The organism is Pararhizobium sp. (assembly GCF_035497515.1).
Classification (GTDB): domain Bacteria; phylum Pseudomonadota; class Alphaproteobacteria; order Rhizobiales; family Rhizobiaceae; genus Pararhizobium.
This window is the reverse complement of record NZ_DATJDJ010000033.1, coordinates 27,554-47,459: the sequence shown is the minus strand read 5'-3', so window position 1 is coordinate 47,459 and position 19,906 is coordinate 27,554. Positions and strand designations below refer to the sequence as shown.

Below are 19,906 nucleotides of genomic sequence, written 5' to 3'. Positions count from 1 at the left end.
ACGGAAGGCAAGACCTCTGTTGAAAGCCTCGGCGATAATCAGTTTCAGGACGCCTTGGCTTCGAATGCCGGGGCAAAGTCTCCGAGCGTCTTCGCCTTGATGATCATGCCTTCGATGTCCTGTTCGACGATCGCCTCAAGGTCTGCAAAGCTGTCGATGACATAATAGATCGGCTGGACGATATCGATGCGATAGGGTGTTCTGAGCACGCTGAGCAGGTCGAAGGGCCGGAATTCGCAACTCTTGCCGTCCATCGCAGCCTTTGCCTCGCTCGGCGACGATACGATGCCCGCACCGAAGCAGCGCCGGCCCTCAGGCGTGTTGATCAGGCCGAATTCCACCGTGAACCAGAAAATGCGGAAGAGGTGCCAGGAATAGCCCTTGCCGAGACGGGCGGCGGTTTCACCGAAATGACGGACGAAATTGGCGTAAGACTGGTTGGTAAGCAGCGGGCAATGGCCGAACACCTCATGGAACAGGTCCGGCTCCTCGATATAGTCGATATGCTCACGCCGACGCAGGAAGGTCGCGAGCGGAAATTTTCCCTGGCTCAGCAGTTCGTAGAAGCGCGAGGGCGGGATGAGTGCGGGCACACCCTCGACGCCGAAGCCGGTTGTCTCGTGCAGGCGGCGATCGATATCGACAAGTTGCGGCACCTTGTCGGCGGTGAGGCCAAGGGTGTTCACGCCATCCAGATATTCACGGCAGGCCATGGTGGCGAGCAGGGCCGTCTGACGCCGGTAGAGTTCGCCCCAGATTGCATCCTCTTCGGAGGTGTAGGGATAAATCCCGTCCGGGCCTGGTAGTTTTGCGACGTAGCTGCTTTCCTTGGTCATGCCTTTACTCCGCAGGGACTGCACGTATTCGGCAATTATGCTCCCGGAACAGCGGATTTTTCTTCCTTTTATCCTGCCAGACACGATAGTCTTGGTGGGATTTTCCGGAGATGGTGCAAAACATGAAAGAAACCGGGAATTTTCACCGCAAGCTTTTGCAACTGGTTCAGGCCGATGGAAGCCTGTCGCTGGCTGAACTGGCGGAAAAAGCCGGCATGTCGCAAAGCTCGGCCTGGCGGAAGATCCAGGAGTTGGAAACCGATGGCGTGATCCGCAAACGCGTGACGCTGCTCGACCCCGGCAAACTCGATCTGAAGCTGTGCGTCATCGCCCATGTGACGCTGGAGGATCACCACGAAGAGGCCGTTGCCTCGTTTGCCTCTGTGGTGCTGGAGCGTCCGGAGATCATGGAATGCTACGCCCTGTCGGGCGCCTTCGATTACATGCTGAAGATCAGGGCAAGCGATGTCGAAAGCTACGAGGCGTTCATGACCCGCTATCTGATGCGCAATCCGCATGTGCGCACGGTGGTGTCGAGCTTCGTGCTTCGCGAACTCAAATTCTCAACGGAATTGCCTCTTTGAGGCACCCAAAGAAAAAGGCGGGACAAAGCCCGCCTTCTCCGAATGCATAGAGCCTGAAACGATTAACGCTTCGAGAACTGGAACGAACGGCGGGCCTTGGCCTTGCCGTACTTCTTGCGCTCGACGACGCGCGAGTCGCGGGTCAGGAAGCCGCCCTTCTTCAGGACCGAGCGCAGGCCCGGTTCGAAGTAGGTGAGGGCCTTGGAGATGCCGTGACGAACAGCACCGGCCTGGCCGGAGAGACCGCCGCCGGCAACCGTTGCGTCGATGTCGAACTGGCCATCACGGGCAGCAGCGACGATCGGCTGGCGCAGGATCATCTGCAGGACCGGACGGGCGAAATAGGCCGCAAATTCCTTGCCGTTGACGGTGATCTTGCCGGAGCCCGGCTTGACCCAGACGCGGGCGACGGCGTTCTTGCGCTTGCCGGTCGCGTAGGAGCGGCCCTGGGCATCGACCTTCTTGACGCGTGCCGGAGCCTGAGCTTCCGTGGCCGTGCCAAGGTCTTTCAGAGAAGAGAGATCAGCCACGATTAGGCGCTCCTTACGTTCTTGCTGTTCAGCTTGGCGACGTCGAGGACGGTCGGCTGCTGTGCTTCATGCGGATGGTTGGTGCCGGCGTATACGCGCAGGTTCTTCATCTGGCGACGGCCCAGCGGACCACGCGGAACCATGCGCTCGACAGCCTTCTCGAGAACGCGCTCCGGGAAGCGGCCTTCGATGATCTGACGCGCGGTGCGTTCCTTGATGCCACCCGGGTAACCGGTGTGCCAGTAGTACTTCTTGTCGGTGTATTTCTTGCCGGTCAGGACAGCCTTTTCCGCGTTGATAACGATGACGTTATCGCCATCATCAACGTGAGGTGTATAGGTTGCCTTGTGCTTGCCGCGCAGGATGTTGGCGATGATGGAAGCGACGCGACCGACAACGAGGCCTTCGGCGTCGATGAGGATCCACTTCTTCTCCACCTCTGCAGGCTTCTGAACGAAGGTTGACATATTGAAACTCTTTCGTTTGAACCCGATGCGTTGCCGCCGGGCGTTTCTTGTTGCTTGAATTTGGCAGGTATCAATCGGCCAAAAATGAAGGCGGCCCCAAGGGACCGCGATCTGCTGCGGCTTATACGCAAGCGATGAAATGCGGTCAAGATCGCTGTTTTGTGGGTTCGTAAAAATTATTAAGTAAAAACAATGATTTGATATTGAGGTATTATACTACCACAAATTATCCTGGCGGAATCGAGTAGGTCGCGGTGGCGTGCGCGACGATTTCCTCTCCGCCCTGCTCGATAATCGCGGCATCGAGGACCGCCAGTCGCTTGCCCAGCTTGAGAATTCTGCAGGTGCATTCGAGCGCGCCGAGCCGGGGTTTCCTGAGGAAGTTGATGTTGAGATTGGTGGTGACGGCAAGCGCCACCGGACCGATATGGGCAAGAAGCGCGATATAGGCGGTGACATCGGCGAGCGCGAACAGTGCCGGTCCGGAGACAGTGCCGCCCGGACGCAGGTGTTTCTCGTTTGGATCGAACCGCATGGTCGCAAAGCCGGGTCCTGTGGCGATCACCTCGAAAACCTTGCCGTCGGTATGAACCTCGGAAAAATCCGTATCCAGGAACCGGTTGAGGTCGGCGACGGTCAGGATCGGTTCCAGAGTCATTGTTTTCTCCCGCATGGCTGTCTGTTTAGAATGCCATCAGACCGTCGAGGCAAGCTGGAAGAAAGTCTAGCGTCCTCCGCCGGTGCTTGAAACGGTGGTTGCGGCAGCGTACCAAACACGGATCCGGATTCCACCGCGAAGACATACGGTAGAGGAGAAAAACATGGCGGACATCGTTCCCCTGCATAAGGAAGAGCCCCGTGGCCTCGTCTTGCGCGAGATTTCCGGAAGCGTGCTGCGCCTGACGCTCAACAATCCTCCGGCCAACACGCTGTCCGTCGCGTTGATGGAGACGCTGATGGCAGAGCTGGATGCGGTTGCCCGATCCGAGGAGATCCGCGTCGTCGTCCTCGCTGCATCCGGCGCGCTGTTCTCCGCCGGGCATGACCTCAAGGAACTGACCCAGCATCGCGCCGATGAAGACAATGGCAGGGCCTTTTTCGAAAAAACCATCCGGCTGTGCGCCGATCTCATGCTGAAGATCAACCATCTGCCGCAGCCCGTTCTCGCCGAAATCGACGGTCTGGCGACGGCGGCAGGCTGCCAACTGGTTGCAAGCTGTGACCTCGCCATCTGCACGGATAGCTCGACCTTCTGCACGCCGGGCGTCAATATCGGCCTGTTCTGCTCGACACCGATGGTCGCGGTGTCGCGCGCCGCCCATCCCAAACAGGCGATGGAAATGCTGTTGACCGGCGAGACCATCGATGCCTCCACCGCCAAGGATTTCGGGCTCGTCAACCGCATCGTGCCAAAGCAGTATCTGCAGCAGGTGGTCAACAAATACGCCGCCGTCATCGCCTCGAAATCACCGCAGGCACTCAAGATCGGCAAGCAGGCTTTTTACCGGCAGGCATCAATGGGCATCACTGAGGCCTACGATTTCGCCACGGGGGTGATGGTTGAAAACATGCTGAAATCAGATGCGGAGGAGGGGATTGGCGCCGTGCTAAGCAAGCGGACGCCTGAGTGGAAGTCAGGCGATGATTTCTAAGGTCTGCGTCTCGGCTGTGCCGCAGACACGGTAAACCCGGCGATCTCCATCCGTTATCCGCCGGGACCAGAAACCACGCAATTCGCCGCGCAGCAGCTCTGGTTTGCCCAGTCCCGAGAAAGGCGTGCGTAGACACTCTTCGATCAGCGTGTTCAGACGGAGGGGCAGATCCTCTGTACGTAGTCTTGTAGATGGATCATTTCGCCTGCTTTCTCAAGCCAGCTTCAGCATCAATGCGCCAAGCGCGATCAGGCAAGCGGCCGCAATGCGGAAGACGCTGACGCGTTCCTTGAGGAAGACGATCGAAATCACGATGGCAAACAGGATTGATGTTTCGCGCAAAGCCGCGACGGTTGCCACCGGCGCCTTGGTCATTGCCCATAGCGCCAGCCCGTAGGCGCCGATCGAGCCGCCGCCGCCAATCAGGCCGCGCCACCATTGATGCCGGACATGAAACAGGACTGGTGCAAATCCGCGCTTGGCAAAGGCCCAGGAAAACAGCAGGACCGGCGGCAGAAGTGCCATCCAGAGCGTGTAGGAAATCGGATTGAGTGCAACTCTGGCGCCGATGCCATCGACATAGGTATAGCTGGCGATCACCACGGCATTGGCGAGCGCCAGCAGAATGGCGCGCTTGCCGCCGTTGCGCGCCTCGAATGCGAGCGTCAGCACGCCGGTCGAGATCGTCAGCACACCGGCGATCGCGCCTTGGGTCAGGTTCTCGCCGATGATGGCGCCGCTCGTCGCCGCAACGAGAAGGGGCGCGACACCGCGCATCAACGGATAGACGAGTCCGATATCGCCGGCGCGATAGGCGGCGGCCACCAGCTGGAAATAGGCGAATTGAAACAGCGCCGACAGCAGGATGAACGGCCAGGCATCCGGATGCGGCAGCGGCATGAAGGGCAGGAGGGGCAGGGCGACGACAGCGGCACCGAGCGCGATCATCGCCGCATCGAGCGATTTCTCCGACCCGGCCTTCACCAGCGCGTTCCAGGTCGCATGCAGGAACGCTCCGAACAGGACGAGAGCGATGACGTCTAGGGGCAAGATGAACCTTCGGGGGCGGGCGGGTGTGGCAAGGATGGTTGATTGTGTTTTCTGACCCTCGACAGCGTGAAAAGCAATCCGCTATCGCCGAAAATGCCAGATTTGGCGACGTCCGACAGCGATTTACCAAAAAAGTGGTCTTGCCTAAGGATTGTGAAACCGACCGGCCGGAGATCGGTTGACAGCAACGATGGCTGTCCCAATTATCACACGCGACCAGTGCAGAACGCGGATCTCGAAAATGAACCATGACGTGTATCCCGACTATTACATCGCTGACATCCTGCGATCGACCAAGACCATCGCCCTTGTCGGGGCGTCGCCGAACGCGGAGCGGCCGAGCCACCGGGTGATGGCCTTCCTGCTGCGCAAGGGCTACACGGTTTTTCCCGTCAATCCCGGCCAGGCCGGCAAGGAAATCCAGGGCCAGAGGGTCTATGCGACGCTGGCCGATATTCCCGAAGCGATCGATATGGTCGATGTTTTCCGCGCGGCTGCCGCGCTGCCGGCGCTCGTCGATGAAGTCCTCGCCCTCAAGGTGCTCCCCAAGGCAATCTGGGGGCAATTGTCGGTTCGCGACGACAAGGCGGCGGAAAAGGCGGAGGCGAGCGGCATCCATGTGGTCATGGACCGCTGCCCGGCAATCGAATATCCGCGCCTGGTCGGCTGAGGTGCAAAGGTCGCTGTAACACTTTAAATATGGTGCCTAATTCCTTAAATCGATTCCGATTTAAGGAATTAGGCAGTGATGCGTGCGGCATCCGGACGCTTCCCGTGCAAATTGGCAAAACAGTCTTTGACCGCTGGGTGTCCCCTCTGAAATAGTGCGCCAGTCTTGGCCACGGGAGGATATGCCGATGAAGAACAATCCAGGTTTCAACACCCTTGCGATCCACGCAGGCGCCCAGCCCGATCCGACGACGGGTGCCCGCGCAACGCCGATCTATCAGACGACGAGTTTCGTCTTCAACGATGCCGATCATGCCGCCTCGCTCTTCGGCCTGCAGGCCTTCGGCAATATCTACACACGAATCATGAACCCGACTCAGGCGGTGCTCGAAGAGCGGGTCGCGGCACTCGAGGGCGGGACGGCGGCGCTCGCCGTCGCGTCGGGCCATGCGGCGCAACTGCTGGTGTTCCACGCGCTCATGAGCCCCGGCGATAATTTCCTGGCGGCGCGTCAGCTCTATGGCGGCTCCGTCAACCAGTTCGGCAACGCTTTCAAGTCCTTCGACTGGCAGGTCCGCTGGGTCGATACGGCCGACATCGCCTCCTTCGAAAGCCAGATCGACAGCCGCACCAAGGCGATCTTTGTCGAAAGCCTCGCCAATCCCGGCGGGACTTTCGTCGATCTTGCCGCGATCTCGGAAGTGGCGAAGAAACACGGCCTGCCGCTGATCGTCGATAACACCATGGCGACGCCTTATCTCGTCCGGCCGATCGAGCACGGTGCCGATATCGTCGTCCATTCGCTGACCAAGTTCATGGGCGGACACGGCAATTCCATGGGCGGCGTGATCGTCGATGGCGGCACGTTCGACTGGTCGAAGTCCGGCAAATATCCGGTCCTGTCGGAGCCACGCCCGGAATATGCCGGCATGGTGCTGCACGCGACCTTCGGCAATTTTGCTTTTGCCATTGCCTGCCGGGTGATCGGCCTGCGCGATTTCGGGCCGGCGATTTCGCCGTTCAACGCATTCCTTCTCCTGACCGGCATCGAAACCCTGCCCCTGCGCATGCAACGCCATTGCGACAACGCGCTTGCCGTCGCCACCTGGCTCAGCACCCATGACAAGGTCGCCTGGGTCAATTATGCCGGCCTGCCGGACAATGCCAACCACAACCTCCAGCAACGTTACTCGCAGAAGGGCGCCGGCGCCGTCTTCACCTTCGGGCTGAAGGACGGCTACGAGGCCGGCAAGCGTTTCGTCGAAGGCCTGGAAATGTTCTCGCATCTCGCCAATATCGGCGACACGCGCTCGCTGGTCATTCACCCGGCGTCCACCACCCACCGTCAGTTGAGCTCCGAGCAGCAGACGGCGGCCGGTGCCGGCCCGGAAGTCGTTCGCCTGTCGGTCGGCCTCGAGGATGTCAGTGACATCATCGCCGATCTCGAGCAGTCGCTCGCCAAGGCCTGACATGCATCCGATGGCCGGTCAGCCGGCCATCTCATCCTCGCGGAGGCCCCATGAAACATGCCCTGACCTTCGATCCGTCCTCCGTCGAGCCGGAACTTGCCGCACCGCCGGAAGACCGGCTGATCTCCGGCAATCCGCATTTTCGAAGCTGGAATTTCGAGGAAGCCGCCGGTGGCATCTATGCCGGCATCTGGGAGGCGACGCCGGGCAAATGGCACATCGCCTATGAGGAGTGGGAATATTTCCACATCCTCTCCGGCGTTTCCATCGTCACGGAAGAGGGCGGCGCGGAAACCCATCTGAAAGCCGGCGACAGCATGATCCTGAGACCCGGCTTCAAGGGAACCTGGGAAGTGATTGAAACGACCCGCAAGGACTATGTGATCCGGCTGTGATGCAGGCGAAGGCGAACGAGGGAATTCGTCGCCTTCCATACCGCTTTAACCGCGAGATTGCCTCACCACGCGAGTTCCAACTGGTCCAGACCATGGAAGTGATAGCTGTCCTTGATCTGCGGTTCATTCCTGAAGCGCAGGCCGGGCAGGCGTTCGAAGAGGATCGGCAGGGAGAGTTTCAGCTCCAGCCGCGCCAGCGGCGCGCCGATGCAGAAATGCAGACCGGCGCCGAATGAGACATGGGCGCCTTCGTTGCGGTCCGGCCGGAAGGTGAGCGGATCGGAGAATTTCTGCGGATCGACATTGGCGGCGCCGAGAATCAGGCCGATCTTGTCACCTTTCTTCAGCGCGATGCCGTCTTCCAGTTCCAGATCGGAGAGCGCATAGCGCTGGAAGACATGCAGAGGCGCCGCGTAGCGCATGCATTCCTCGATCGTCCGCTCGGTCGCCAGGTCGCTGGCGAAGGCTGTCTCGATGGACGTGCCGGTTTTGAGCAGGGCATGCACGGCATTGCCGAGCTGGTGCACCGTCGCCTCATGGCCGGCATTGAGCAGGAGTACGGCGGTCGAGATCAGTTCGTCGTCCGATAGCCGCTCGCCGTCTTTTTCCGTCGCGATCATGTGGGTCAGCAGGTCATCGGATGGGTTGTCCCGCTTCCAGTCGATGATGCTTTTCAGGTAGTCGGCGAATTCGGCGGAGGCCTTGTTGGCGTCGAGTTCGGTCTCGAGCGACGGGTTGAACATGTACATCCGCACCATGCGATGCGACCAGTCGAGCAGTTTCGGTCCCATATCCACCGATACGCCAAGCATGCGGGCGATGACGGTGACCGGGATGATTTCGGCATAGGCTTTCAGCAGTTCGACTTCGCCATCCTTTTCAAAGCCGTCGATGAGGGAATGGGCAAGGGCTGCGATTTCCGGTTTCAGTTGTTCGATCTGGCGCGAGACGAAGGCCCGGTTGACCAGCGTGCGCAGCCGCGTATGGGCCGGCGGCTCCAGTTCCAGCAGCGAATAGGCCTCGAGCCGGTCGAAGTCCTGAAGATGCGCCTTCGGCTCTGGCAGGCCGAGTTCCTCACGGCTCGCGACATGCAGGATCTGCCGGCCGAAACGGCGGTCGCGCAAGAGGCCGTTCACCTGGTCGTAGCCCGCGAAGAACCATTTCTGCTGTTCTTCCCAGAAGAAGGCCGGGCTCTCCGCATGCAGCGCCGCATAGGTCGCAAGCGGATCCCGGTAGAAGGCCGGATTGCGGATGTCGATGGAGGCACGGCGCGTTGCGGGATCGAGGGAGAGGGCAGAGGTGGAGGGCATGGACGGCATTCTCGCTGAAGAAAATTCGGGTACTTTCCTGATCTAGAATGGTAACGGCAGGTCCGACAAGACGCTTGTCTGATACCGGCAAAATATCGCCAGGTGAAAACGGCGTTTTCCGCGCGACAATCTCACATGCCGCCTTGCCTTGCGATGCGACATGTCTATTTCATGAACGATGAAAGGCACCGACCAGAGAGAGACTATGGCTTCATCGCATACCAGCCTGTCAGCCGGCATTCTTGCCGCTCTCCGTGGAAAGCGTGTTTCGCTCGCAGGCAGGAATGCGGCCGGCGAACGCGGCGACACCGTCATCGCTTCCTACAACATCCACAAATGCATCGGCACCGACAAGCGTTTCGATCCCGGCCGCATCACCGAGGTGATCACCGAAATCGACGCCGATATCATTGCCCTGCAGGAGGCAGACCAGCGGTTTGGCGAGCGGGCGGGGCTGCTGGATCTCGAACGGCTGCATCGCGAGTGTCATCTCATCGCGGTGCCGGTCGCGGCATTTTCGCCCAAGGGGCATGGCTGGCACGGCAATATGCTGCTGTTGCGCGAGGGCGCCGTGGCCAAGGTCCATCAGTTGAAGCTGCCGGGGGTCGAGCCTCGTGGCGCGCTGGTGGTCGATCTCGATCTCAAGACGGGGCCGCTGCGCATTGTTGCAGCACATTTCGGGCTTTTGCGTCATTCCCGGGCGCAGCAGGCGGCGGCGATCCTGGCCGCAATCCAGGGTGCGGAAAAGCGGCCGACGCTGTTGATCGGCGATCTCAACGAATGGCGGATGGGCCGCCGCTCGGCCCTCAGCTTCCTGAGCCCGGTCTTCGATCATGCCGCAACGGCGGTGCCGAGCTTCCCGTCACGCTTTCCGCTGCTCGCCCTCGATCGGGTGATGGGCAGCCCGCACAATCTCGTCACCGCCGTTGAGGTTCATAACACGCCCTTGTCGCGCGTTGCTTCCGATCACCTGCCGATCAAGGCGTTCGTCGATCTGAAGGCGGCGCTGGCGGGACTTGAAGACAAGGCGGCCGGAGCGGTTTCCGCTGCCCAAACCTGACAGACGGGTCGACGTTTCATGCGCGCTTCCCTCATTGCCCTGTATGTTTTTGCGTCCGGCCTGGTCGCGCTTGCTGTCGTCTATGTCTATGGCCGCTTCGGTCGCCGGGTTCATGGTCCTTGGTCCAGCGCCGTCCAGCCGGTGCCGGACCAGACGGAGATCGACCGGCTTGCAGGCCCGCTGCTTTACGATCATCCGGGCCAGAACGCGATCACGCTGCTTGCGGACAACGCGGACGCTTTCGCTGTTCGCGCCGCTTCCGCTCGAAAAGCGGGGCGGAGTCTCGATCTGCAATATTACTACTGGAAGAACGATCTGACGGGACGCATGCTGGCGCGGGAGGTTCTGGCTGCCGCCGATCGCGGCGTGCAGGTGCGCCTGCTGCTCGATGACATCAATGCCGGCCTGCATGATCGCATGTGCCTGTCGCTTGATGCGCATGAGCATATCGAGGTGCGCCTGTTCAATCCCAGCCGGGCGCGCACCGACCGTTTCAAGCGCGGCCTCGAAATGATGCTGCGGCCGCTTCGTGCCACGCGGCGCATGCACAACAAGCAGTGGATCGCGGACGGCCGTCTGGTGATTGCCGGCGGACGCAATATCGGAGACGCTTATTTCGATGCCGACGAGCAGTCGAATTTCAGGGATCTCGATGTCTGGATGCTGGGTCCGGTCGCCGACGATGCTGCGGCCGTGTTCGATCGTTACTGGAACAGCCCGGTGGTCGTGCCGATCGGCTCGCTGCGGACACCGCGCAAACATTATCTGCCGAACTTCCGCACCAAGCTGGAGAAGATCGCCGCGACGAAGGGCGGGCGGTTTTATCTTGCCCATGTCGAGAAGGTCATGAACGCGGGTGGGCTCCTGCCGGCCGGCGTCACGCCTCACTGGACCGGCGATGCACGGCTGGTTGCCGATCCGCCGGAAAAGGCGTTCCTGCAGAAACGCAGCCATTCGATCATGCGGGAACTCATGCCGGTCTTGACCTCCGCCGATCGCGATGTCCGCGTCATCTCGCCTTATTTCATCCCCGGCACGATCGGCACGACAGAAATCGGCAAGCTGGTGGAGCGTCGGGTGAAGGTCGCGGTGCTGACCAATTCGCTTGCCGCGACGGATGTTGCCGCTGTCCATGGCGCTTATGCCAACTACCGCAAGGCATTGTTGAGGGGCGGTACGGCGCTGTTCGAGCTCAAGGCCGTGCATGACACGGGCGATCCGCAGCGCATGTCGTTGTTCGGCTCGCGGGGTGCCAGCCTGCACACCAAGGCCTTCACGGTGGATGGGACGTCCGGTTTCGTCGGGTCGATGAATTTCGACCCGCGTTCGGCATCGCTGAACACGGAAATGGGCGTGCTGTTTACACATCCGGCGCTGGTTGCGGAAGTGGACGCGATCTTCGAAGAGGAAACGAGACCGGTGAACAGCTTCCGGCTCTCTCTCGACGGGAATCGGTTGCGCTGGCATGACCACGACGACAGCAGGCCGCGTGTTCTGAAACACGAGCCGGAGGCCGGTTTCCTGCGCCGGTTGCTCGCCGGCATCATCAGCATCCTGCCGATCGAGTCCCAGCTCTGAACGGATTTACCGATTTTTCACCGTCCGCGCCCGAATGCCTGTGGGCAGACGCGCACGTGCGCTCCACGCAAGAAAACTCCGATAGAACCCGTTAACAGGTCACCGCTACATCTGGCCCGGAAGACAACTGAATCGCACCGGACGTCGTATTAACGTTATGCAGAGTTCGCGACTTGAAGTGGGGTACTGGCACACTCTATGTATGGACAAGAGATATTCCCGATGATTCCCGGTGTGCAACAGGGTTTGCATGCCAGCAAGACAAAGGTTTGACATGAGAAATCCCGTTGATACCGCTATGGCTCTGGTGCCGATGGTCGTTGAACAGACCAATCGCGGCGAGCGCTCCTACGATATCTTTTCGCGTCTCCTGAAGGAGCGCATCATCTTCTTGACGGGGCCCGTGGAAGACCACATGGCGACGCTGATCTGCGCCCAGTTGCTTTTCCTCGAAGCTGAAAACCCCAAGAAGGAAATCGCTCTCTACATCAATTCGCCGGGTGGCGTCGTCACTGCCGGCATGGCGATCTACGATACGATGCAGTTCATCAAGCCGGCCGTGTCGACGCTCTGCATCGGTCAGGCCGCTTCCATGGGCTCGCTGCTTCTGGCCGCCGGCCACAAGGATATGCGCTTCGCCACGCCGAACGCCCGCATCATGGTGCATCAGCCCTCCGGCGGCTTCCAGGGCCAGGCTTCGGACATCGAACGTCATGCCCGCGACATCCTGAAGATGAAGCGCCGCCTGAACGAAGTTTATGTCAAGCACACCGGCCGGACTTATGAAGAGGTTGAACAGACGCTCGATCGTGACCACTTTATGACTGCGGACGAAGCTCTGAGCTGGGGTGTCGTCGACAAGGTGATCACCTCGCGCGAAGCGATGGAAAGCGCGTCTGACGCGTAAGGTTCAAGCTTTTGTGTGCGGATAGGTGCATTTGTGACACAAATGTAATCGTCATGGGGCTTTATCCGCAGACCAAAGACGTTAATATCGACCGTTAATGCTATGTTGAAGTTTGAAGTCCTAGCATTCGGTATTCGGTGGGAGATTCGTTGCTGCCGGACGTCAAACATGGGTGTTTGAGGCCGGTTCGTACTCCCAAAAGCGCTGCATCTTTTCGCATAACGCTGGAAAGGATCGCGGGGCGGGTTGAGTAGTCCGTTTCACCTTGTCGAGGGTGTTCGGCGTGCTGGAAGGAAAAGTGATATGAGCAAGGTCAGCGGTAGCAACGGCGGTGACAGCAAGAATACCCTATACTGCTCCTTCTGCGGAAAGAGCCAGCACGAGGTCCGCAAGCTGATTGCCGGACCGACGGTGTTCATCTGCGATGAATGCGTCGAACTCTGCATGGACATCATCCGCGAAGAGAACAAGACCTCGATGGTGAAGTCCCGCGATGGCGTGCCCACGCCCCAGGAGATCATCAAGGTCCTCGACGAATACGTCATCGGCCAGCAGCAGGCCAAGCGTATCCTGTCGGTCGCGGTCCACAATCATTACAAGCGCCTGGCTCATGCCGCCAAGGGGACCGACGTCGAGTTGGCGAAATCCAACATCATGCTCGTCGGTCCGACCGGTTGCGGCAAGACCTATCTGGCGCAGACGCTGGCGCGCATCATCGATGTGCCCTTCACCATGGCGGATGCCACGACGCTGACCGAAGCCGGCTATGTCGGCGAGGACGTCGAGAACATCATCCTGAAGCTCCTGCAGGCGGCCGACTACAATGTCGAGCGCGCCCAGCGCGGCATCGTCTATATCGACGAAGTCGACAAGATTTCGCGCAAGTCCGACAATCCCTCGATCACGAGGGACGTTTCAGGCGAGGGCGTACAGCAGGCGCTTCTGAAGATCATGGAAGGCACCGTCGCTTCGGTTCCGCCGCAGGGCGGCCGCAAGCATCCGCAGCAGGAATTCCTGCAGGTGGACACGACCAACATCCTGTTCATCTGCGGCGGTGCGTTCGCCGGTCTCGACAAGATCATCTCGGCCCGCGGCGAAAAGACCTCGATCGGCTTCGGTGCCTCCGTCAAGTCGCCGGAAGATCGCCGCGTCGGCGAAGTCCTGCGCGAACTGGAGCCGGAAGATCTGGTCAAGTTCGGTCTCATTCCGGAATTCATCGGCCGTCTGCCCGTTCTGGCGACGCTTGAGGATCTCGACGAGCCGGCGCTGATCCAGATCCTGTCGGAGCCGAAGAACGCGCTGATCAAGCAGTACCAGCGCCTGTTCGAGATGGAAGATGTGGAACTGACCTTCCACGAGGATGCGCTGAGCGAAATCGCCAAGCGCGCCATCATCCGCAAGACCGGCGCCCGTGGCCTGCGGTCGATCATGGAGAAGATCCTGCTCGACACGATGTTCGAACTGCCGACGCTGGAAGGCGTGCGCGAAGTGGTCATCTCCGACGAGGTGGTCAAGGGTTCCGCCCGTCCGCTCTACATCTACTCGGAGCGCTCGGAAGAGAAAGCCAACGTTTCGGCCTGATCGCAGTGACCGGATACAATCGAGGCCCGCCATGCGCGGGCCTTTTTTGTGGCGCAGGCTTCCAGTATGACACAAGTCCGGGGCGCGCCCGTCCTTCGGCCGGTCGCGGGAACTATGCGCCTGCCGCATGGTTCCCATGCCGCGGTTGCTCGGCAGCGCGAATTGTCCGCGCGTCGGCCATGCGTAGAATCCGCGATTGCCAAGCCAGGGCAAGAACGCGATTATGCGGTGATTCTGTGTCGGTTGACGCTGATACGACGTGTGCGTGTTGAGTTTTGCGGCAAGGTCCGCGCCAGTCAGATGCCGTTTAATATCCGACTACGCCTTCCTCCCGGTTCGGTAGTCGGCAAAGGGTTGAAAACAGACGTCACACACTCCACCTGACAGTGGAAAGAATGAGGACCGGAAGCGCCCTTGAACGCTTCGGGTAACGCGCCCGGAAACGGGACGGAAAGGAAATGACATGACGAGCAAAACGTCTCCGGCAATCGAGAGTGCGACTTATCCGGTGCTGCCACTGCGCGACATCGTGGTTTTCCCGCACATGATCGTGCCCCTTTTTGTCGGCCGTGAAAAATCGATTCGCGCGCTGGAAGAAGTCATGGGCACCGACAAGCAGATCATGCTTGCGACCCAGATCAACGCCAGTGACGATGATCCGGAGTCATCCGCGATCTACCAGATCGGCACGATCGCCAACGTGCTCCAACTGCTGAAGCTGCCGGACGGTACCGTCAAGGTTCTGGTCGAAGGTCGTGCGCGCGCCGAGATCGACGGCTATACGCACCGCGAGGAATTCTACGAGGCCATGGCGCATCCGCTGGCCGAACCGGAAGATGATCCGGTCGAGATCGAAGCGCTCAGCCGCTCCGTGGTTTCCGAGTTCGAAAGCTATGTGAAGCTCAACAAGAAGATTTCGCCGGAAGTTGTCGGCGCCGCCAGCCAGATCGAGGATTATTCGAAGCTCGCCGATACGGTTGCCTCGCACCTCTCCATCAAGATCGTCGAAAAGCAGGAAATGCTTGAGACGACCAGCGTCAAGCTGCGCCTTGAAAAGGCGCTTGGCTTCATGGAAGGCGAAATCTCGGTTCTGCAGGTGGAAAAGCGCATCCGCTCGCGTGTCAAGCGCCAGATGGAGAAGACCCAGCGCGAATATTACCTGAACGAGCAGATGAAGGCGATCCAGAAGGAGCTCGGCGACGGCGAGGAAGGCCGCGATGAGATGGCCGAACTGGAAGATCGCATCGCCAAGACCAAGCTCTCCAAGGAAGCCCGTGAAAAGGCCGATGCGGAAGTCAAGAAGCTGCGGCAGATGAGCCCGATGTCGGCGGAAGCCACCGTCGTACGCAATTATCTGGATTGGCTGCTTGGCATTCCGTGGAGCAAGAAATCCAAGGTCAAGACCGACCTCAACCATGCCGAAAAGGTGCTGGAACTCGATCACTTCGGCCTGGACAAGGTCAAGGAACGGATCATCGAATATCTGGCCGTGCAGGCGCGTTCGCAGAAGATCAAGGGGCCGATCCTGTGCCTCGTCGGTCCTCCGGGCGTCGGCAAGACGTCGCTTGCCAAGTCGATCGCCAAGGCGACCGGCCGCGAATATATCCGCATGGCGCTTGGCGGCGTTCGCGACGAGGCCGAGATCCGCGGTCACCGCCGCACCTATATCGGCTCGATGCCCGGCAAGGTCATCCAGTCGATGAAGAAGGCGAAGAAGTCCAACCCGCTCTTCCTGCTCGACGAGATCGACAAGATGGGCCAGGATTTCCGTGGCGACCCGTCCTCGGCTCTGCTCGAGGTGCTGGATCCGGAACAGAACTCGACCTTCATGGACCACTATCTCGAAGTGGAATACGACCTGTCGAACGTGATGTTCATCACCACGGCGAACACGCTGAACATTCCGGCACCCCTGATGGACCGCATGGAAGTGATCCGGATCGCCGGCTATACCGAAGAGGAAAAGCTGGAAATCGCCAAGCGGCACCTGTTGCCGAAGGCGATTGCCGACCATGCGCTTCAGCCGAAGGAGTTCTCGATCACTGACGGAGCCTTGTCGGCGATCATCCAGACCTACACCCGCGAAGCCGGTGTGCGTAGTCTTGAGCGCGAACTGATGAAGGTTGCCCGCAAGGCCGTCACGGAAATCCTGAAGGGTCGCACCGATAAGGTTGAGGTGACTGCCGAGAACATCAACGACTATCTTGGTGTTCCGCGCTATCGCCATGGCGAGGCTGAACGCACCGACCAGGTCGGTGTCGTCACCGGTCTTGCCTGGACGGAAGTCGGTGGCGAGCTTTTGACCATCGAAGGTGTGATGATGCCGGGCAAGGGCCGCATGACGGTCACCGGCAACCTGCGCGACGTGATGAAGGAATCGATTTCGGCGGCGGCATCCTATGTCCGCTCGCGGGCGATCGACTTCGGCATCGAGCCGCCGCTGTTCGACAAGAGCGACATCCACGTGCACGTGCCGGAAGGCGCGACACCGAAGGATGGGCCCTCGGCCGGCGTTGCCATGGCAACGGCGATCGTGTCGATCATGACCGGCATCGAAGTCGACAAGAATGTCGCGATGACCGGCGAGATCACCCTGCGCGGCCGCGTTCTGCCGATCGGCGGTCTCAAGGAAAAGCTGCTTGCAGCGCTTCGCGGCGGCATCAAGAAGGTGCTGATCCCGGAAGAGAACGCCAAGGATCTGGCGGATATTCCGGACAACGTGAAGAACAACATGGAGATCATTCCGGTCTCGCATATCGGTGAAGTGCTCAAACACGCCTTGACGCGGGTGCCGGTGGCGATCGAATGGGACCCGTCCAAGCACCCGGCTCCGGTCACTTCGGTCGATGCCGACGACGCTGGGGCGACGATCGCGCATTAAGCGCTTGACCTGACTGCCAATCAGTGCGTCCCCCGAAGGGTGCACTGATTTGCAACGGAAACAGTGGAAGACCGGCATTTTTGCCGGTCTTTTTTATGTAAAACGCCCCTCAAAGCCTTGCATTCTGGGGGATTCGGAGCGATTGGGTTTGCCAAGGCGAGGGTCTTGCGTATGCTGCCCCCGGCTTGAAAATTGAGTCGTTTCGAACCAGTATTGAAAGGGGTGGAAACATGAACAAGAATGAGCTCGTGTCCGCAGTTGCCGAGAAGGCCGGACTCTCGAAGACTGATGCATCTTCTGCAGTTGATGCACTCTTCGACGTCATCCAGGCAGAACTGAAGAATGGCGGCGACATTCGTCTCGTCGGCTTCGGCAATTTCTCGGTTAGCCGCCGCGAAGCATCCAAGGGCCGCAACCCGTCCACCGGTGCGGAAGTCGACATTCCGGCCCGCAACGTGCCGAAATTCTCGGCCGGCAAGGGTCTGAAGGACGCCGTGAACTAAGTTTCATGTTTCATCTGCAGCACCGGGGCGGAGACGCCGTCGGTTCGATAGCAGGTTGAATTGGAGGCCCGGGTCCGTCCCGGGCCTCTTTTCGTTTGGCCATTCCGGCGGCACGGATAATGTCCAAGCTGCAGCCCTCTTCTAATATGCCGTGCCTGTCATGCGGGTGTTACATTGCATGGTCAAAACCCCCTCGTATTCTGTTCATCAGGAGGGGTTTCCCATGAAAACATTGTCATTGACCGCGGCGCTTGCAGCCGTGCTCGCCGCGTCCACCGCCACCAGCGTTTTGGCCGAGCCGGTCTTCAACCGCGTTGCATCCTTCGCCGTTGCCGACAACCTGCCGGCCGACGCCGACAAGAAGACCACGACATCGGCTGAAATCATTGCCGCGACCGAAGACGGCAACATGCTCGTCTATTCCGACAGCCCGAGCAAGGCGATCGGCCTGGTCGACATCACCGATCCCAAGGCCCCGAAGGCCGGCGGCGCGGTTTCCTTTAACGGTGAGCCCACCTCGGTCACGATCGCCGCGGGCAAGGCCCTTGTCGCGGTCAACACGCGTGAAAGTTTCGTCAAGCCGTCGGGTATCCTCGCCCAGGTCGATCTGGCCTCGAAGACCGTCGATACGACCTGCGATCTCGGCGGCCAGCCGGACTCGATTGCGCTCAACAAGGACAAGACGATCGCCGCCATCGCCATCGAGAACGAGCGTGACGAGGAGGTCAATGACGGCGACATCCCGCAGATGCCGGCCGGCGATCTCGTGCTTCTGTCGCTGAAGGATGGCGTCGTCGATTGCGGTTCGATCAAGCATGTCACGCTGACCGGCCTCGCCGACGTTGCCGGTGACGATCCGGAGCCGGAGTTCGTGTCCTTCAACAGCCTCGACGAAATTGCCCTGACGCTGCAGGAAAACAACACGATCGTCATCATCGACGGCAAGACCGGCGCGGTGAAGTCCCATTTTTCCGCCGGCAGCGTCAGCCTCGAAGGCATCGATACCAAGAAGGACGGCGCATTGACGTTCACCGGCGAACTGAAGGACGTGGCTCGCGAGCCGGACGCCGTGAAGTGGCTGGATGACAACCGCCTCGTCGTCGCCAACGAAGGCGACTGGAAGGGCGGGACACGCGGCTTCACCATCTTCGACAAGACCGGCAAGGTGCTTTACGAGAATGGCGCCGGCTTCGAGCGCGCGATTGCGAAGATCGGTCACTATCCCGACAAGCGCAACAAGAAGGGCGTCGAGCCTGAAGGTCTGGAAGCCGCCAAGTTCGGTGATGACAACCTGTTCTTCGTGCTGGCCGAGCGCGCTTCGATCGTCGGCGTCTACAAGGATACCGGTGCCGAGCCGCAGCTTCTGCAGCTTCTGCCGTCGGGTCTCGGTCCGGAGGGCGCCGTGGCCATTCCGGGCCGCAACCTCTTCGTGACCGCCAACGAAACCGACCTCGTAGAAGACGGCGGCGCACGTTCGCATGTCATGATCTATGAGCGTGCGGAGGGTGAAGCTGCTTATCCGCAGATCGTCTCCACCGAGAAGGACGGCGAACTGATCGGCTTTGGCGCGCTTTCGGGGCTGGCTCCGGTCAAGGACCAGGCCGGCATGCTCTATGCCGTCAACGATAGCTTCTACGCCTCGCAGCCGACGATCTTCACGATCGACGCCAACCAGAAGCCGGCAAAGATCGTTGACGCCCTGCGCATCACGCGCAACGGCGCCGCCGCACAGAAACTCGACAGCGAAGGCCTGACGCCGGACGGCGAAGGCGGTTTCTGGCTTGCCAACGAGGGCGATGCGGACAAGCTCTATTCCCATGCCATCATCCACGTGAACGAGAAGGGCGAGATCCAGAAGGAAATCGCCATCCCGGCCGAACTGCGCGCCGGCGAAAAACGCTTCGGCTTCGAGGGCATCACCAGTGTGGGCGAAGGCGATGAGCAGGTGCTCTGGATGGCCATGCAGCGTGAATGGGGCGATGACGAGAAGGGCTTTGTGAAGCTCGTCTCCTACAAGCCTTCGTCGAAAGAGTGGGGCGCCGTGCGCTATCCACTCGAGAAGACGGAAGCTGGCTGGGTCGGCCTTTCCGAAATCACGGCAAGCGGCGATTATGCCTATATCATCGAGCGCGACAACCTGATCGGTCAGGCCGCCAAGCTGAAGAAGATCTACCGCGTCGCTCTCTCCGACCTGAAGCCCGCCAAGCTTGGCGGCGAACTGCCTGTCGTCAAGAAGGAAGAGGTCCGCGATCTGCTGCCTGACCTCAAGGCGCTCGGCGGCTACGTTGTCGACAAGGTCGAAGGCTTCACGGTCGATGCCGCCGGCAATGGCTATGTCGTCACCGACAATGACGGCGTCGATGATTCCTCGGGTGAAACGCTGTTCTTCCCGATCGGTACGATGAACGCGATGTAAGCGAACGATCACCGATAA

At 60.1% G+C, this 19,906-nt stretch carries 19 protein-coding genes; 12 read left to right on the top strand and 7 right to left on the bottom strand.

The genetic code is table 11. The features are described 5' to 3' along the window. Positions 1-44: 44 nt before the first annotated feature. Complete coding sequence (locus VL202_RS03015) at positions 45-836, bottom strand: phenylalanine 4-monooxygenase (RefSeq protein WP_325462692.1); 792 nt, start codon at positions 834-836, stop codon at positions 45-47. 122 nt (positions 837-958) lie between these two features. On the opposite strand from VL202_RS03015, the gene VL202_RS03010 reads away from it, so the two are divergent. After that, on the top strand, positions 959-1,420 hold the full coding sequence (locus VL202_RS03010; RefSeq protein WP_325462691.1) for an Lrp/AsnC family transcriptional regulator: 462 nt from the start codon (positions 959-961) through the stop codon (positions 1,418-1,420). Positions 1,421-1,482: 62 nt separating this feature from the next. Here VL202_RS03010 and rpsI read toward each other — a convergent pair whose 3' ends face one another. The 3 genes from rpsI to VL202_RS02995 form a co-directional block, all read right to left on the bottom strand. Continuing rightward, the gene (rpsI, locus tag VL202_RS03005; RefSeq protein WP_325462690.1) at positions 1,483-1,950 is read right to left on the bottom strand and encodes a 30S ribosomal protein S9; all 468 of its coding nucleotides are present in this window, start codon (positions 1,948-1,950) and stop codon (positions 1,483-1,485) included. Between the two features lie 2 nt (positions 1,951-1,952). Then, entirely contained in the window at positions 1,953-2,417 is a 465-nt protein-coding gene (gene rplM / locus VL202_RS03000) for a 50S ribosomal protein L13 (RefSeq protein ID WP_325462689.1), read from the bottom strand. A 226-nt stretch (positions 2,418-2,643) separates the two neighbouring features. Continuing rightward, positions 2,644-3,075 carry a PaaI family thioesterase gene (locus tag VL202_RS02995; RefSeq protein ID WP_325462688.1) on the bottom strand — a complete coding sequence of 144 codons (432 nt, stop codon included), beginning with the start codon at positions 3,073-3,075 and terminating at the stop codon, positions 2,644-2,646. A 163-nt stretch (positions 3,076-3,238) separates the two neighbouring features. Here VL202_RS02995 and VL202_RS02990 point away from each other — a divergent pair, with 163 nt between their 5' ends. Next, complete coding sequence (locus VL202_RS02990) at positions 3,239-4,069, top strand: enoyl-CoA hydratase (RefSeq protein ID WP_325462687.1); 831 nt, start codon at positions 3,239-3,241, stop codon at positions 4,067-4,069. Here the strand turns inward: VL202_RS02990 and VL202_RS02985 are convergent. Together VL202_RS02985 and VL202_RS02980 are read right to left on the bottom strand one after the other, a co-directional pair. Next, complete coding sequence (locus VL202_RS02985) at positions 4,052-4,225, bottom strand: Txe/YoeB family addiction module toxin (RefSeq protein WP_325462779.1); 174 nt, start codon at positions 4,223-4,225, stop codon at positions 4,052-4,054. The two genes, VL202_RS02990 and VL202_RS02985, sit on opposite strands and share 18 nt — an antisense overlap. A 57-nt stretch (positions 4,226-4,282) precedes the next feature. Next, positions 4,283-5,119: an EamA family transporter gene (locus VL202_RS02980; protein WP_325462686.1), complete on the bottom strand. Its 837-nt coding sequence runs from the start codon at positions 5,117-5,119 to the stop codon at positions 4,283-4,285. Positions 5,120-5,360: 241 nt separating this feature from the next. Here VL202_RS02980 and VL202_RS02975 point away from each other — a divergent pair, with 241 nt between their 5' ends. From VL202_RS02975 to VL202_RS02965, 3 genes are all read left to right on the top strand, one after another. Further along, positions 5,361-5,789 (top strand): CoA-binding protein, encoded by a 429-nt coding sequence (locus VL202_RS02975; RefSeq protein WP_325462685.1) that lies wholly within the window; start codon positions 5,361-5,363, stop codon positions 5,787-5,789. Between the two features lie 187 nt (positions 5,790-5,976). Then, positions 5,977-7,257, top strand: coding sequence for an O-acetylhomoserine aminocarboxypropyltransferase (locus VL202_RS02970; RefSeq protein ID WP_325462684.1), 1,281 nt, complete (start codon positions 5,977-5,979; stop codon positions 7,255-7,257). A gap of 50 nt (positions 7,258-7,307) precedes the next feature. Continuing rightward, the gene (locus VL202_RS02965) at positions 7,308-7,652 is read left to right on the top strand and encodes a cupin domain-containing protein (RefSeq protein ID WP_325462683.1); all 345 of its coding nucleotides are present in this window, start codon (positions 7,308-7,310) and stop codon (positions 7,650-7,652) included. A gap of 62 nt (positions 7,653-7,714) precedes the next feature. Here VL202_RS02965 and VL202_RS02960 read toward each other — a convergent pair whose 3' ends face one another. After that, positions 7,715-8,962 (bottom strand): cytochrome P450, encoded by a 1,248-nt coding sequence (locus VL202_RS02960; RefSeq protein ID WP_325462682.1) that lies wholly within the window; start codon positions 8,960-8,962, stop codon positions 7,715-7,717. A gap of 205 nt (positions 8,963-9,167) precedes the next feature. Here VL202_RS02960 and VL202_RS02955 point away from each other — a divergent pair, with 205 nt between their 5' ends. The 7 genes from VL202_RS02955 (at position 9,168) to VL202_RS02925 (ending at position 19,888) form a co-directional block, all read left to right on the top strand. Next, positions 9,168-10,022, top strand: coding sequence for an endonuclease/exonuclease/phosphatase family protein (locus VL202_RS02955; protein ID WP_325462681.1), 855 nt, complete (start codon positions 9,168-9,170; stop codon positions 10,020-10,022). A gap of 18 nt (positions 10,023-10,040) precedes the next feature. Next, positions 10,041-11,600 carry a phospholipase D family protein gene (locus tag VL202_RS02950; protein ID WP_325462680.1) on the top strand — a complete coding sequence of 520 codons (1,560 nt, stop codon included), beginning with the start codon at positions 10,041-10,043 and terminating at the stop codon, positions 11,598-11,600. A gap of 274 nt (positions 11,601-11,874) precedes the next feature. Further along, positions 11,875-12,507 (top strand): ATP-dependent Clp endopeptidase proteolytic subunit ClpP, encoded by a 633-nt coding sequence (gene clpP, locus VL202_RS02945; protein ID WP_062576369.1) that lies wholly within the window; start codon positions 11,875-11,877, stop codon positions 12,505-12,507. A 303-nt stretch (positions 12,508-12,810) separates the two neighbouring features. Next, the gene (gene clpX / locus VL202_RS02940) at positions 12,811-14,088 is read left to right on the top strand and encodes an ATP-dependent Clp protease ATP-binding subunit ClpX (protein WP_325462679.1); all 1,278 of its coding nucleotides are present in this window, start codon (positions 12,811-12,813) and stop codon (positions 14,086-14,088) included. A 463-nt stretch (positions 14,089-14,551) separates the two neighbouring features. Then, the gene (lon, locus tag VL202_RS02935) at positions 14,552-16,969 is read left to right on the top strand and encodes an endopeptidase La (protein ID WP_325462678.1); all 2,418 of its coding nucleotides are present in this window, start codon (positions 14,552-14,554) and stop codon (positions 16,967-16,969) included. 230 nt (positions 16,970-17,199) lie between these two features. Beyond that, positions 17,200-17,472 carry a DNA-binding protein HupB gene (gene hupB / locus VL202_RS02930; protein WP_307229150.1) on the top strand — a complete coding sequence of 91 codons (273 nt, stop codon included), beginning with the start codon at positions 17,200-17,202 and terminating at the stop codon, positions 17,470-17,472. 223 nt (positions 17,473-17,695) lie between these two features. After that, positions 17,696-19,888 (top strand): esterase-like activity of phytase family protein, encoded by a 2,193-nt coding sequence (locus VL202_RS02925; RefSeq protein ID WP_325462677.1) that lies wholly within the window; start codon positions 17,696-17,698, stop codon positions 19,886-19,888. Positions 19,889-19,906 lie beyond the last annotated feature (18 nt).